Annotated in this window: 10 protein-coding genes; 9 read left to right on the forward strand and 1 reads right to left on the reverse strand. The window is 70.2% G+C overall.

The window, feature by feature from the left end; translation table 11 throughout:
- Positions 1 to 109 precede the first annotated feature (109 nt).
- The 6 genes from AC07NG_RS20055 (at position 110) to AC07NG_RS20080 (ending at position 7095) form a co-directional block, all read left to right on the forward strand.
- Positions 110 to 874, forward strand: coding sequence for a ribonuclease E inhibitor RraB (locus AC07NG_RS20055; protein WP_494595906.1), 765 nt, complete (start codon positions 110 to 112; stop codon positions 872 to 874).
- 2 nt (positions 875 to 876) lie between these two features.
- Positions 877 to 4173, forward strand: coding sequence for a carbamoyl-phosphate synthase large subunit (gene carB / locus AC07NG_RS20060; RefSeq protein WP_494595907.1), 3297 nt, complete (start codon positions 877 to 879; stop codon positions 4171 to 4173).
- Positions 4174 to 4390: 217 nt separating this feature from the next.
- Positions 4391 to 5023: a hypothetical protein gene (locus AC07NG_RS20065; RefSeq protein ID WP_494595909.1), complete on the forward strand. Its 633-nt coding sequence runs from the start codon at positions 4391 to 4393 to the stop codon at positions 5021 to 5023.
- A 170-nt stretch (positions 5024 to 5193) separates the two neighbouring features.
- The gene (locus AC07NG_RS20070) at positions 5194 to 5643 is read left to right on the forward strand and encodes a hypothetical protein (RefSeq protein ID WP_494595911.1); all 450 of its coding nucleotides are present in this window, start codon (positions 5194 to 5196) and stop codon (positions 5641 to 5643) included.
- The gene (locus tag AC07NG_RS20075) at positions 5640 to 5921 is read left to right on the forward strand and encodes a DUF1294 domain-containing protein (protein WP_494595912.1); all 282 of its coding nucleotides are present in this window, start codon (positions 5640 to 5642) and stop codon (positions 5919 to 5921) included. Before AC07NG_RS20070 ends, AC07NG_RS20075 begins: the two co-directional genes overlap by 4 nt.
- A 58-nt stretch (positions 5922 to 5979) precedes the next feature.
- A complete protein-coding gene (locus AC07NG_RS20080; protein WP_494595913.1) occupies positions 5980 to 7095 on the forward strand; it encodes an HPP family protein in 1116 nt (371 codons plus the stop codon).
- Positions 7096 to 7276: 181 nt separating this feature from the next.
- Here AC07NG_RS20080 and AC07NG_RS20085 read toward each other — a convergent pair whose 3' ends face one another.
- A complete protein-coding gene (locus tag AC07NG_RS20085) occupies positions 7277 to 9490 on the reverse strand; it encodes a methyl-accepting chemotaxis protein (RefSeq protein ID WP_494595915.1) in 2214 nt (737 codons plus the stop codon).
- Between the two features lie 114 nt (positions 9491 to 9604).
- Between AC07NG_RS20085 and AC07NG_RS20090 the strand changes: the two genes are divergently transcribed.
- The 3 genes from AC07NG_RS20090 (at position 9605) to AC07NG_RS20100 (ending at position 12387) form a co-directional block, all read left to right on the forward strand.
- Positions 9605 to 10270, forward strand: coding sequence for a glutathione S-transferase (locus tag AC07NG_RS20090; protein WP_494595917.1), 666 nt, complete (start codon positions 9605 to 9607; stop codon positions 10268 to 10270).
- A gap of 249 nt (positions 10271 to 10519) precedes the next feature.
- Positions 10520 to 10777, forward strand: a complete 258-nt coding sequence (locus AC07NG_RS20095) for a hypothetical protein (RefSeq protein ID WP_494595919.1) — start codon at positions 10520 to 10522, stop codon at positions 10775 to 10777.
- Positions 10774 to 12387, forward strand: a complete 1614-nt coding sequence (locus AC07NG_RS20100; protein ID WP_494595921.1) for a methyl-accepting chemotaxis protein — start codon at positions 10774 to 10776, stop codon at positions 12385 to 12387. The genes AC07NG_RS20095 and AC07NG_RS20100 overlap by 4 nt, the downstream gene beginning before the upstream one ends.
- Positions 12388 to 12543 lie beyond the last annotated feature (156 nt).

Consider the following 12543-nt stretch of genomic DNA (forward strand, 5'->3'; position numbering starts at 1 on the left):
CTCCCTCTCTAAAGGGGCGGCTTAACCTGCAAGATGGCCGGCAGCGGACGCGCGATGGTGCGCGCCCGTGTCTTCGCGCGAGATCACGATGACGCACCCTCTAGCCAGAATGAAGCGAGGCCTGATCGGCGCGCTGTTTCTGGCTATGAGCGCCTGCGGCCAGGCCTCGCACGCCCAATCGTTCCAACACTTCAGCGACGAACTGATCCTCTATCTCCGTGACGGCGAGACCGATCACGGGTCGATCGTGGTCTTCGACACGGCCGCCAAGACCTCGTCCGACCAGACGATCGTCGCCCTGACGCTGGCCTTCGAGGGAAACGTCACGGACTGGGACTATCATACGGCCATCGATGATCGCTTCGGCGAGATCCTCAAGGACGCGCCGTCGCGGCTGGCCGCCACCCATACCGAGCCCGCCCAAGGGCGCCGCACCTACCTGCTGGTCACCGACGCGCCGGACCGGACGATCGCGGCCCTGAAAACCATCGCGGCGCCCGCCGGCGTCGCGATCACCGCCGAGCGCCGTCCGGTCTCCGAACTCGCGACCTGGCGGCCCACGCGCCTGGAGGTCCAGGCTTCCGGCGACGACTCGGTGCGCAACTCGCTCGCCCAGCAGGGCGACGACGGGACCAGCGTCCGACCGGTCGACTTCTATTTCTACGAAGGCGACCAGCAAGGCCTGCGCAAGGCCGCCAAGGCTTCTGGTTTCAAGACCCGCAAGACCGACGGCAAGCCGGAGGGCAGCATCCTGACCCTCCAGACCGCCGTCGACGCCAAAACGCTCAACTCCCTGAACAGCCGGTTTCTCGACTGGTCGGACCGCTTCCAAGCGGACTACGACGGTTGGGAAACAGTAGTCGTGAAGAAGTAGCCATGCCCAAACGTACCGACCTCTCCTCGATCCTGATCATCGGCGCCGGCCCGATCGTCATCGGTCAAGCCTGCGAGTTCGACTATTCGGGCGTCCAGGCGTGCAAAGCCCTGCGCGCCGAGGGCTACCGCATCATCCTGGTCAACTCGAACCCGGCCACGATCATGACCGATCCGGACGTGGCCGATGCGACCTACATCGAGCCGATCACCCCGGACATGGTCGCCAAGATCATCGAGAAGGAGCGCCCCGACGCCCTCCTCCCGACCATGGGCGGCCAGACGGCCCTCAACACCGCCCTCGCCCTCGAGGAAGCCGGCGTCCTGAAGAAGTTCGGCGTAGAGATGATCGGCGCCAAGGCCGAGGTCATCGACAAGGCCGAGGACCGCCAGAAGTTCCGCGACGCCATGGACAAGCTGGGCCTCGAAAGCCCCAAGTCCAAGGCCGCCCACAACATGGAAGAGGCCCGTGACGGCCTGGCCTTCGTCGGCCTGCCGGCGATCATCCGTCCGTCCTTCACCCTGGCCGGCACCGGCGGCGGCATCGCCTACAATCTCGAGGAATTCGAGGAGATCGTCGCCCGCGGCCTCGACCTGTCGCCGACCACCGAGGTGCTCATCGAAGAGAGCGTCCTGGGCTGGAAGGAATACGAGATGGAAGTGGTCCGCGACACGGCGGACAACTGCATCATCGTCTGCTCGATCGAGAACATCGACCCGATGGGCGTCCACACCGGCGACAGCATCACCGTCGCCCCGGCCCTGACCCTGACGGACAAGGAATACCAGTGGATGCGCGCGGCCTCGATCGCCGTGCTGCGCGAGATCGGCGTCGAGACCGGCGGCTCGAACGTCCAGTTCGCGCTGAACCCGGCCGACGGCCGCATGGTCGTCATCGAGATGAACCCGCGCGTGTCGCGCTCGTCGGCCCTGGCGTCGAAGGCCACCGGCTTCCCGATCGCCAAGGTCGCCGCCCGCCTGGCCGTCGGCTACACGCTCGACGAACTGAAGAACGACATCACCGGCGGCGCGACCCCGGCCTCGTTCGAACCGTCGATCGACTACGTGGTCACCAAGATCCCGCGCTTCGCCTTCGAGAAGTATCCGGGTTCGGAGCCCCTGCTGACCACCGCCATGAAGTCGGTCGGCGAAGTGATGGCCATCGGCCGCACCTTCAAGGAAAGCGTCCAGAAGGCCCTGCGCGGCCTGGAGACGGGCCTGAACGGCTTCGACGAGGTGGAAATCCACGGCGCCGAGGATCCGGACACCGGCAAGGCCGCGGTCATCCGCGCCCTGGGCGTGCCCACCCCCGACCGCCTGCGCGTCATCGCCCAGGCCTTCCGCCACGGCCTGACCGTGGAAGAGGTCAACGCAGCCTGTTCCTATGAACCCTGGTTCCTGCGCCAGATCGCAGAGATCGTCCGCCAGGAAGGCCTGGTCCGGGCCGGCGGCCTGCCCAAGGACGCCCAAGGCTTCCGCGCCCTCAAGGCCCAGGGCTTCTCCGACGCCCGCCTGGCCAAGCTGACCGCCTCCAATGAAAAGGCCGTCCGCGCCGCCCGCCAGGGCCTGAACGTCCGCCCGGTCTTCAAGCGCATCGACAGCTGCGCCGGCGAGTTCCTGGCCACCACGCCCTACATGTACTCGACCTACGAGTTCGGCGCCCTGGGCCAGGTTCCCGAGTGCGAGAGCGAGCCGTCGGGCGCCAAGAAGGCCGTCATCCTCGGCGGCGGTCCCAACCGCATCGGCCAGGGCATCGAGTTCGACTACTGCTGCTGCCACGCCGCCTTCGCGCTCGACCAGATCGGCGTGGAGTCGATCATGGTCAACTGCAACCCCGAGACCGTCTCGACCGACTACGACACCTCCGACCGCCTGTACTTCGAGCCGCTGACGGCCGAGGACGTGCTGGAGCTGCTGCATGTCGAGATGAGCAAGGGCGAGCTGGCCGGCGTCATCGTCCAGTTCGGCGGCCAGACCCCGCTGAAGCTGGCCCACGCGCTTGAAGAGGCCGGCGTGCCGATCCTGGGCACCAGCCCCGACGCCATCGACCTGGCCGAGGACCGCGAGCGCTTCCAGCAACTGCTGAACGGCCTGAACATCGCCCAGCCGGAAAACGCCATCGCCCGCACTTGGGATGAAGCGCGCGCCGAAGGCGACAAGATCGGCTTCCCGTTCGTGATGCGTCCGTCCTACGTGCTGGGCGGCCGCGGCATGGAGATCATCCGCGACCACGAGCAGCTTGAGCGCTACATCGCCAACACCGGCGAGATCTCGTTCGAGCACCCGATCCTGCTCGACCACTATCTGAGCCGCGCCACCGAAGTGGACGTCGACGCCCTGTGCGACGGCGAAAGCGTGTTCGTGGCCGGCGTGCTGGAGCACATCGAGGAAGCCGGCGTCCACTCGGGCGACTCGGCCTGCTCGATGCCCCCCTTCTCGCTGAAGGCCGAGACCGTCGAGGAGCTGAAGCGCCAGACCGTGCAGATGGCCCTGGCCCTCAACGTGCGCGGCCTGATGAACGTGCAGTTCGCCATCGAGGAGCCGCACGGCGAAAACCCGCGCATCTACGTGCTGGAAGTGAACCCGCGCGCCTCGCGCACCGTGCCGTTCGTCGCCAAGACGATTGGCCAGCCGGTCGCCGCCATCGCCGCCAAGCTGATGGCCGGCGCCAAGCTCGCTGAGTTCGGCCTGAAGGACGAGCCCTACGACCACATCGCGGTCAAGGAAGCTGTCTTCCCGTTCGCCCGCTTCGCCGGCGTCGACACCATCCTCGGCCCGGAAATGCGCTCGACCGGCGAGGTCATGGGCCTCGACTGGATCCGTGAAGGCGAGACGGGCCTGGGTCCGGCCTTCGCCCGCGCCTTCGCCAAGAGCCAGCTGGGCGGCGGCGTCACCCTGCCGACCTCGGGCACGGCGTTCGTGTCGGTCAAGGAAAGCGACCGCCCCTGGATCGTCGAGCCGGTGAAGCTGCTGCAAGCGGCCGGTTTCAAGGTCATCTCCACCGTCGGCACCCGCGGCTACCTGGCCGAGCAGGGCGTCGAGGTCGAGCTGGTCAAGAAGGTGCTGGAAGGCCGCCCGAACATCGTCGACGTGATGAAGAACGGCGGCGTGCAGCTGGTGTTCAACACCACCGAAGGCAAGCAGGCCCTGGAAGACAGCTTCGACATCCGCCGCACGGCCCTGATGATGAAGGTGCCCTACTACACCACCAGCGCCGGCGCCCTCGCCGCCGCCCAGGCCATCTCCTCGGCCCCGGCCAAGGCCCTGGAAGTGCGCCCGCTGCAAAGCTACGCGTCGTAAGACGCCCCGAGCTTTCGAGACAGGAAGGCCGCCCGGAGCGATCCGGGCGGCCTTTTTCGTTTGGTCTCCACGGGGGCGGCTTCAACATACGCGCCCCGCGAGAAACTTCACCGCGAACACACGCATCCCGCTTGCCTGCCTGGACACCGGTGTCTTAGCATCGAGGAACAACGGTCGCCGAACCATCACGATGGCGGCCGACAAGGGGGAAACGACCATGTTCTTTGCCTGGGGGCATCAGGGCCAACGACGCGTGTTCGCCAACGCCGGCGCGTTCCAGTGCAGTCACTGCGAGAAGGAACAGCCCAGCACCGTGGTCCTGGACTACACCGTGCGGCACCTGTGGTTCCTGTTCCGCTGGACCACCGGCAAGGTCTGGCACAAGGTCTGCGAAACCTGCGGCCACGCCGACCGCCTGCTGAACTCGAAGACCTTCGAGGCGGGCCTCTCCAAGCCGCCGATCCCGTTCATCGATCGTCGCGGCTGGCTGGTGGGCCTGGGCGGCGTCGGCGCCCTGATCGTGCTGGTCGGTATCAGCGCCGCGGTCGACGGCAAGAACAACCTGACCTATCTGCACGCGCCCCACGTCGACGACGTCTATACGATGGATTTCGGCCGAGACAGCCGCAACACCGAGTGCCCCGATTGCCAGTACGGCGCGGCCGTTGTCAGCGCGGTCAACGCCGAGGGCGTCTACATCCATCCCAGCAAGAAGATCTACAACCGCTCGTCCGACGTCCCCTGGGGCGCCAGCCCCTCCGACTACGTCGCCGGCGAGACCTACTTCATCTCCAACGCCCAACTGCTCGACATGCACCAGAAGGGCAAGCTGATGGACGTGCGGCGGTAACCCCCTCCGGCCCTCCGGGCCACCTCCCCCAAAGGGGGAGGATCTACGCGGCGCAGATGCTCCCCCTCTGGGGGAGCTGTCGGCGAAGCCGACTGAGGGGGCCGCCGAAGGCGGTCTCCCCTAGCCTCGCTCGCCCGCCTCCCCTACAGACGGGTTCCACGGAACCCGCCATGACCGCCTACGCCACCGCCGAAATCGCCCGCCTGGCCGAGCGCCTGCTCGACCGCAGCCTGCCCAAGGAAGAGTGGACCCACGCGGCCCACCTGACCGCGACGCTGCGCCTCGTCCGCACCCGCGACGCGGGCCTCGAGCGCGACCTGCCGGGCATCATCCGCGCCTATAACGAAGCCGTCGGCGGGGTGAACGACGACACCAGCGGCTATCACGAGACCATCACCCAGGCCTATCTGGCCGCCATCCGCGCCTTCGTCGCCGCCCTGCCCGCCGATGCGGACGACGCCGAGGCGGCCGCCCGCCTGCTGGCCACGCCGCTGGGCGACAAGGCCTGGCCGCTGGGCTTCTGGTCGCGCGAGCGCCTGTTCAGCGTCGCCGCCCGCCGCGGCTGGGTGGAGCCCGACCTCGCGCCCCTCGACCACGCCCCGCCGGAACAGGTGCGGTGACCTTCATCGTCGTCCTGGCCCTGCTGGCGGCCAACCTTTTCTGCTTCATGCTGTTCGCCCACGACAAGGCCGCCGCCGTCGAGGGCGACCGCCGCGTGCCCGAGCGGGTGCTGCTGCTGTCGGCCTGCCTGGGCGCGGCGCCCGGCGCGCTGCTGGCCCAGCGCTGGCTGCGCCACAAGACCCGCAAGCAGCCGTTCGGCGCCTGGCTGGCCCTGATCGTCTTCGCCCAGGCCTGTATCGTCGCCGGCCTCGTCGTCCTCGCCTTCCAGCGCGGCTGAGCCGTTCGACAGCGATTTTCGGCGCCATCGGCGGTCCGCATCGCCTATCAAAACGCCCATGACCGCTTTGACGACCGCGCTCAACACCGACCGCCTGCTGACCCTGCTTCGCGGCAAGACCCCGATCCGACCGGCCGACGCTCTGAAGGGCGGCGGCGGCGCACTGCTGGGCCTGCTGTTCGCCGGGGTGCTGGGACGCTTCGCCGTCGGCGGCGGCGACTGGCTGCATCCGCTGCTGGTGGCGCCGATCGGGGCCTCGGCCGTGCTGGTCTTCGCCGTGCCCGCCAGCCCCCTGGCCCAGCCGCGCGGCGTGATCGGCGGCAATGTCGTCTCGGCGCTGATCGGCATCACCGTGGCCCTGCTGCTGCCGGCCCAGCCGCTGCTCGCCGCCCCCCTGGCCGTGGGCCTGGCCATCGCCGCCATGGTGCTGCTGGGCTGCCTGCACCCGCCCGGCGGCGCGGTGGCCCTGATCACCGTCATCGGCGGACCGGCCGTGACCAAGGCCGGCTATCTCTTCGCGCTCAATCCGGTGGCCGTGGACTCGATCCTGCTGGTCCTGGCCGGCATGGTCTACAACCGCGCGGTCGGCCGCTCCTATCCGCACAAGGCCCCGGCCCCGCCGGCCAACCCGCACGGCACGGCCGATCCGGCCCCCGCCTCGCGCATCGGCTACAGCACCGGCGACCTCGACAAGGCCCTGGCCCGCTACGGCGAGCTGCTCGACGTCAGCCGCGAGGACCTCGACGCCCTGTTCCGCGAGGTCGAGATCGAGGCCCACCAGCGCCTGCACTCGCAGATCCGCTGCGGCGACGTGATGTCCCGCGACGTCATCCGGCTCGACCGCGCCCAGTCGGCCGAAAGCGCCCTGGCCTTCCTGCAGAGCCACGACCTGCGCGTCGCCCCGGTCGTGGACGAGGAGGGCCGCGTCATCGGCATGGCCCGCCGCGCCGAACTCCAGGCCAACCGCCGCCGCACGGTCGAAGCCGCGCTCGACCCCTTCGTCCACCGCGTCCGCGAAGGCACCCCGATCGCCGCCCTGCTGCCGATCCTCTCGAGCGGCCAGACCCACGAGGCCATGGTCGTCGACCGCGACCGCAAGCTGGTGGGCGTGATCACCCAGACCGACCTGATCGCCGTGCTATACCGCGCTCACATCGTCGAGAGCGTGATTTAGCCCGCTCCCCCTATCCGCCCGTCATTCCCGCCCTTGTGGCGGGAAACCCTGGTTCAGCTGTCACGTGAAATGCCAGCGGCGTGCTCAGCACGCCGCCCCCTCCGCCCTTGCGGCTGACAGAGGGGTTCCCGCCACAAGGGCGGGAATGACGGGCGGATAGGGAAAGGCGAAGGCTCGAAGCCTAAGCCGCCGCCCGACGCCGCCCCGCCGTCCGCCCCAGCCGGAACCGCCCCACCAGGGCCTCCAGCCGTGCGCCCTGGCCCGCCAGGGCCTGGTCGGCCACGCGGGCCTGGTCGACCATGACCAGGTTCTCCTGGGTGAAGCGCTCCATCTCGGCGACCTCGGCGTTGACCGCCGACAGGCCCTGGGCCTGCTCGCGGACCGACGAGGCGATGCGGGTGGCGGCGGCGTCGATGCCGGCCATGCGCCCGGCCACGCCATGCAGGGCCGAGCCGGTCCGCTCGACCAAGCCTACGCCCGCTTCGACCCGCACGGCAGAGGCGCCGATCAGGGTCTTGATCTCCTTGGCCGAGCCGGCCGAGCGCTGGGCCAGGGCCCGCACCTCCTGGGCCACCACCGCGAAGCCGCGACCGGCGTCGCCGGCCCGAGCGGCTTCCACGCCCGCGTTCAGGGCCAGAAGATTGGTCTGGAAGGCGATCTCGTCGATCAGGCCGACGATGTCGCCGATCTGGCGCGCCGAGGCGTCGATCTCGCCCATGGTGGCGGCGGCCTGGGTGACCACCGTCCCGCCCTGGTCGGCTTCGGCGCGGGCGGCGGCGACCAGGCGGCGGGTCTCGTCGGCCCCGCCGGCCGCCTCGCCCACGGCCTGGGTGATCTCGTTCAAGGAGCCCGCGGCCCGCTCGATGCCGGCGGCCTGGCGCTCGGTGCGGCCGGCCAGCTCGCCCGAGGCGCGGCTGAGCGCGGTCGTGGCCTCGCCGATGGCGGCGCTGGCCTCGGCGATCTCGCCGATCGCCTGCTCCAGGCTCTCGACGGCGGTGTTGAAGTCGCGGCGCAGCGGCTCGTAGACCTCGGCGAACGGACCGGGGATGCGACGGCCCAGATCGCCCTCGGCCACGGCGGCCAGGGCCTCGCCCACCTGGCGGACCACGTCGGTCTGCTCGTCGATCGACAGGGTCAGGGCCGCGGCCCGGTCGCGGTCGGCGTCGGCGGCGCGGCGCAGGCCTTCCTGCTCCTCGCGCATGGCCTGGGCGCGGGCCAGTTCCTGCCGCAGCGTGTCGAGCGCCCGGGCGATGGCCCCGATCTCGTCGGCGCGGGCGGCTTCGGCCACCGGCTGGTCGTAGCGGTGCTCGGCCAGCACGCCCACGGCGCCGCGCAGGGCCAGCAGCGGCTGGGCGATCAGCCGGCGCGAGGCCAGGGCCAGCACGCCCAGCGCGCAGGCCAGCAGCACCAGGCCGCCGATCGCCAGGCCCATGGCCAGCTTGCGGGCCGGCGCCAGCAGGGCGTCCTCGGTGACGTCCACCACCATGGCCCAGGTCGCGCCCGAGGCCAGGCGCACCGGCGCCACCAGCCGCTCGGCCCGCTGGCCCTTGATCTTCACGCCCTCGATCACCGTCGGACCGCCGCCGGCGATCACCGCCTTGATCGTATCGAGCCCGGGATCAGAATAGGCCTTCATCCGCAGGTCCGCCTCGGGGTGCGACACCCAAAGGCCGCCCGGCGAGACCAGCATGGCCCGGCCGTCGTCGAACGGCTTCAGGGCGGTCAGGCGGCTGGCGATGTCGTCCAGGGCCAGGTCCGCGCCCATGACGCCCACGGTCTTGCCGTCCACGATCACCGGATAGGTCACCGAGGTCATCAGCAGCATCTTGGTTTCGCCGCCGTCGGTGATGTTGTCGCGATAGGGCTCCAGGATCGCCGGCCGGCCGCTGGCGGCGCTGGTCGTGTAGAAGTCCTCGCCGAACTCGGCGTCCTCGCCCTGCTCCAGGCTCAGGCTGTCGCCGTTCTTCACCCAGTAGCCGATGAACCGCCCCTGCGGGGTCGAGCCCAGGTCGGCGCGGCCGACGAAGGCGGCGTCGTCGCCCAGAGCGCCGGGGGCGAACATCAGCCAGGCGCCCAGCTCGGTGCGCGAGGCGCTGGCGATCGGCTTCAGTTGGGCCAGATAGACCGCGCGATCACGCTGGCCGGCCTGGTAGCTGGCCGCGAACAGGCCCGCCGACGAGCGCACGACCGCGTCGGCGTCGTCGAGGTCGTTCTTGATCTCCTGGGCGGTCTGGGCGGTGACGCTGGCGGCGTAGCGCTGGGCCAGGCTTTTGACCGCCTTGCCGCTCTGCCACGAGATCAGCAGCGAGCCGGCGATCAGCAGCACGCCCAGGGCGGCGCCGCCTGCGGCCATCAGCTTGCCGGCCAGAGACAGCCGACCGAACGTCTTACGCATACTCATCAGGTCCCCCGACTCGACTTGAGGGCGAACAAGACGCGGTAAACCTTGCCGAACGCTGAATGGCCAGCCATCGTCCGGACCCTTAAGCAGAAGGCAGGGAAAGCCCGAATGGTCGTCGTCCACCACCTGAACAACTCGCGCAGCCAGCGCGTCCTCTGGCTGCTGGAGGAGCTGGGCGTCCCCTACGAGGTCAAGCGCTACGAGCGGAACCTCCAGACCATGCTGGCCCCGCCCGAACTGCGGGCCATCCATCCGCTGGGCAAGTCGCCGGTGATCACCGACGGCGACAAGACCATCGCCGAGACCGGCGCGATCATCGAATACATCCTCGACACCTACGGGAACGGCCGGCTGATCCCAGCCGCCGGCACGCCCGAGCGCCTGCGCTATACCTACTGGCTGCACTATGCCGAGGGCTCGGCCATGACGCCGCTGCTGCTGAAGCTGGTGTTCAGCGCCCTGCCCGCCCGCTCGCCGGGCCTGCTCAAGCCCTTGGTGAAAGCCATCGCCGGCAAGGCCCAGTCCGGCTTCGTCGATCCTCAACTGAAGGCCCACATCGACTATTGGGACGCCGAACTGGCCAAGTCCGAGTGGTTCGCCGGCCCCGCGTTCACCGCCGCCGACGTGATGATGAGCTTCCCGCTGGAGGCCGCCGCCTCGCGCGCCGGGGCCAATTCGCGCCCCCGGGTGAAGGCCTTCCTCGAACGCATCCACGCCCGCCCGGCCTATCGCACCGCCCTGGAGCGCGGCGGCGAATACGCCTACGCCGACTGAGCGAGGGGAACGCAACTCACGGTCAAGCTCATCGCCTGCGACATGGCGACGCTCGACCGTGATCTTAAGACTTCGATCACCGTGATCGCGCAAAAGATCGCCCCCTGACGTGCGCGATCCAGGCGCGCCTTGCCCCGGAGATCGAGGTTGTCCCTGCAGCGTGTTCGAACCTGGCGTGATCTGCTTCACGCCCTGGGTCGAACACTGGCCGCAACCTGCGCGATTGTTCTGACACTTCTGGCGGTGACGTTGTCCAGCGCCTCGCCGCGCGATCCGGGCCGCGTCGCCGCCGTCTTCCCGCCCTGGTGGTCGGCCGCCCACGCCGCCGGCGCGGCGACCACGGCCGGCGACATCGCCGGCGCCGGGTCCGTGCCCTTCATCCTGATCCTGCGCGGCGATCCCGCCACCCTGGGTCAGCGCCTGCGCGCCGCCGGCGCGATCGTCCTTCTCGATCCCGAGGCCGCCGGCGTCTGCGCCGCCAAGTCCGTTCTGGAACCCCGCCCATGAGCTCGAAGACCTCGAACCTCGACGTCCAGCGCCGCCTCGGCGGCCGCCTGATCCTGACCCTGACGTCGGTCATGGCCCCGATCGTCATCGGCGCCCGCTTCCTGGTCGGCGAGCACGTGCTCGGCATCGCCATCGCCGCGGTGATGACCGCCGCCCTGGCGGCCGGCGCCGTCCTGCAGCGCGGCGAAACCCAGACGGGCCGCATCCTGTCGGGCGTGGCGCTGATGGCCCAGGTCTCGCTGCTGGTCGCCGCCCTCGACGGCCACGCCTGGCAGATCGACATGCACATGGCCTATTTCGCGGCCCTGGCCCTGCTGGTCGTCTATTGCGACTGGACCGTCATCGCCGCCGCGGCCGCCACCGTCGCCGTCCACCACCTCTCGCTCAGCTACCTGCTGCCCGCCGCCGTCTTCCCGGGCTCGGCGAGCCTGGGCCGCGTGTTGGTCCACGCCGTCATCCTGATCGTCGAGGCCGGGGCCCTGATCATGGCCACCCAAGGCCTGCACCGCGTCATCGGCCTGGCCGAGCGCGCCCGCGCCAAGGCCGAGGAGGCCATGCAGGAGGCCCGCGAGGCCGACGCCGCCGCCGACCACGCCCGCCGCTCGGAAGAGGAAGGCCGCGTCGCCCACGCCGCCGTCCAGGCCGCCGCCGAGCGCCAGCGCGCCGACATGGTCGACGCCCTCGCCCAGAGCCTGTCGCGCCTGGCCAAGGGCGACCTGTCGGTCCGTCTGGTCGAGCAGTTCTCCGAGTCCTACGAGCAGCTGCGCGCCGACTTCAACCAGGCGGCCGTCAAGCTGGCCGACGCCCTGGCCGTCATCGACGAGCGCGCCGGCGGCGTGCGCCGCGGCTCCGACCAGATCGCCGACGCCGCCTCGAACCTGTCGCGCCGCACCGAGCAGCAGGCCGCCAACCTGGCCGAGACCGCCAGCGCCATGGACGAGATCACCGCCACCGTCGGTCAGACGGCCGACGGCGCCCGCAAGGCCGCCGCCGTCGTGGCCCGCGCCCGCGACGACGCCCGCCGCTCGGGCGAGGTGGTCGGCGAGGCCGTCGACGCCATGGGCGCGATCGAGACCTCGGCCACCCAGATCTCGCGGATCATCGGCGTCATCGACGAGATCGCCTTCCAGACCAACCTGCTGGCCCTGAACGCCGGCGTCGAAGCCGCCCGCGCCGGCGAGGCCGGCAAGGGCTTCGCCGTGGTCGCTTCCGAGGTGCGGGGCCTGGCCCAGCGCTCGGCCGAGGCCGCCAAGGAGATCAAGCAGCTGATCACCACCTCGACCCGCCAGGTCGGCGAAGGCGTCGAGCTGGTCGGCCGCACGGGCGAGGCGCTGGAGCGCATCGTCTCGCAGATCGCCGAGATCGACGGCCTGGTTTCCGAGATCGCCGCCAGCGCCCAGCACCAGGCCCAGGGCCTGACCCAGGTCAACACCGCGGTGAACCAGATGGACCAGGTGCTGCAGCAGAACGCGGGCCTGGTGGAGGAGACCGCCGCGGCCACCCACGCCCTCAACGACGACGCCGGCGAGCTGGCCCGCCTGGTCGGCCAGTTCCAGCTGCCCGGCGACCGCCGCCTGGCCTCGCGGCCCGGCGCGCTGAAGCGGGCCTGACGGGAGCTCTGTAGGGGAAGAAGGACCGCCAGCTTGGCCGCGCGCGTCGCCCGACGCGTGAGACTTGCTTATCCAGAATGCGGCGCCTATCCTCTCAGCCCCCGGTCGCGTGCGCCAGCGACTAGGAGTCTTCCTCCCCTTACGGCGAACCGAGCT

The organism is Caulobacter sp. GW821-FHT10C03 (genome assembly GCF_059415485.1).

What these genes read in the sequence shown, in the direction of transcription:
- AC07NG_RS20055 (WP_494595906.1), top strand. Translation starts at nt 110, where the DNA reads ATGAAGCGAGGCCTGATCGGCGCGCTGTTTCTGGCTATGAGCGCCTGC.
- carB (WP_494595907.1), top strand. Translation starts at nt 877, where the DNA reads ATGCCCAAACGTACCGACCTCTCCTCGATCCTGATCATCGGCGCCGGC.
- AC07NG_RS20065 (WP_494595909.1), top strand. Translation starts at nt 4,391, where the DNA reads ATGTTCTTTGCCTGGGGGCATCAGGGCCAACGACGCGTGTTCGCCAAC.
- AC07NG_RS20070 (WP_494595911.1), top strand. Translation starts at nt 5,194, where the DNA reads ATGACCGCCTACGCCACCGCCGAAATCGCCCGCCTGGCCGAGCGCCTG.
- AC07NG_RS20080 (WP_494595913.1), top strand. Translation starts at nt 5,980, where the DNA reads ATGACCGCTTTGACGACCGCGCTCAACACCGACCGCCTGCTGACCCTG.
- AC07NG_RS20085 (WP_494595915.1), bottom strand. Translation starts at nt 9,490, where the DNA reads ATGCGTAAGACGTTCGGTCGGCTGTCTCTGGCCGGCAAGCTGATGGCC.
- AC07NG_RS20090 (WP_494595917.1), top strand. Translation starts at nt 9,605, where the DNA reads ATGGTCGTCGTCCACCACCTGAACAACTCGCGCAGCCAGCGCGTCCTC.
- AC07NG_RS20100 (WP_494595921.1), top strand. Translation starts at nt 10,774, where the DNA reads ATGAGCTCGAAGACCTCGAACCTCGACGTCCAGCGCCGCCTCGGCGGC.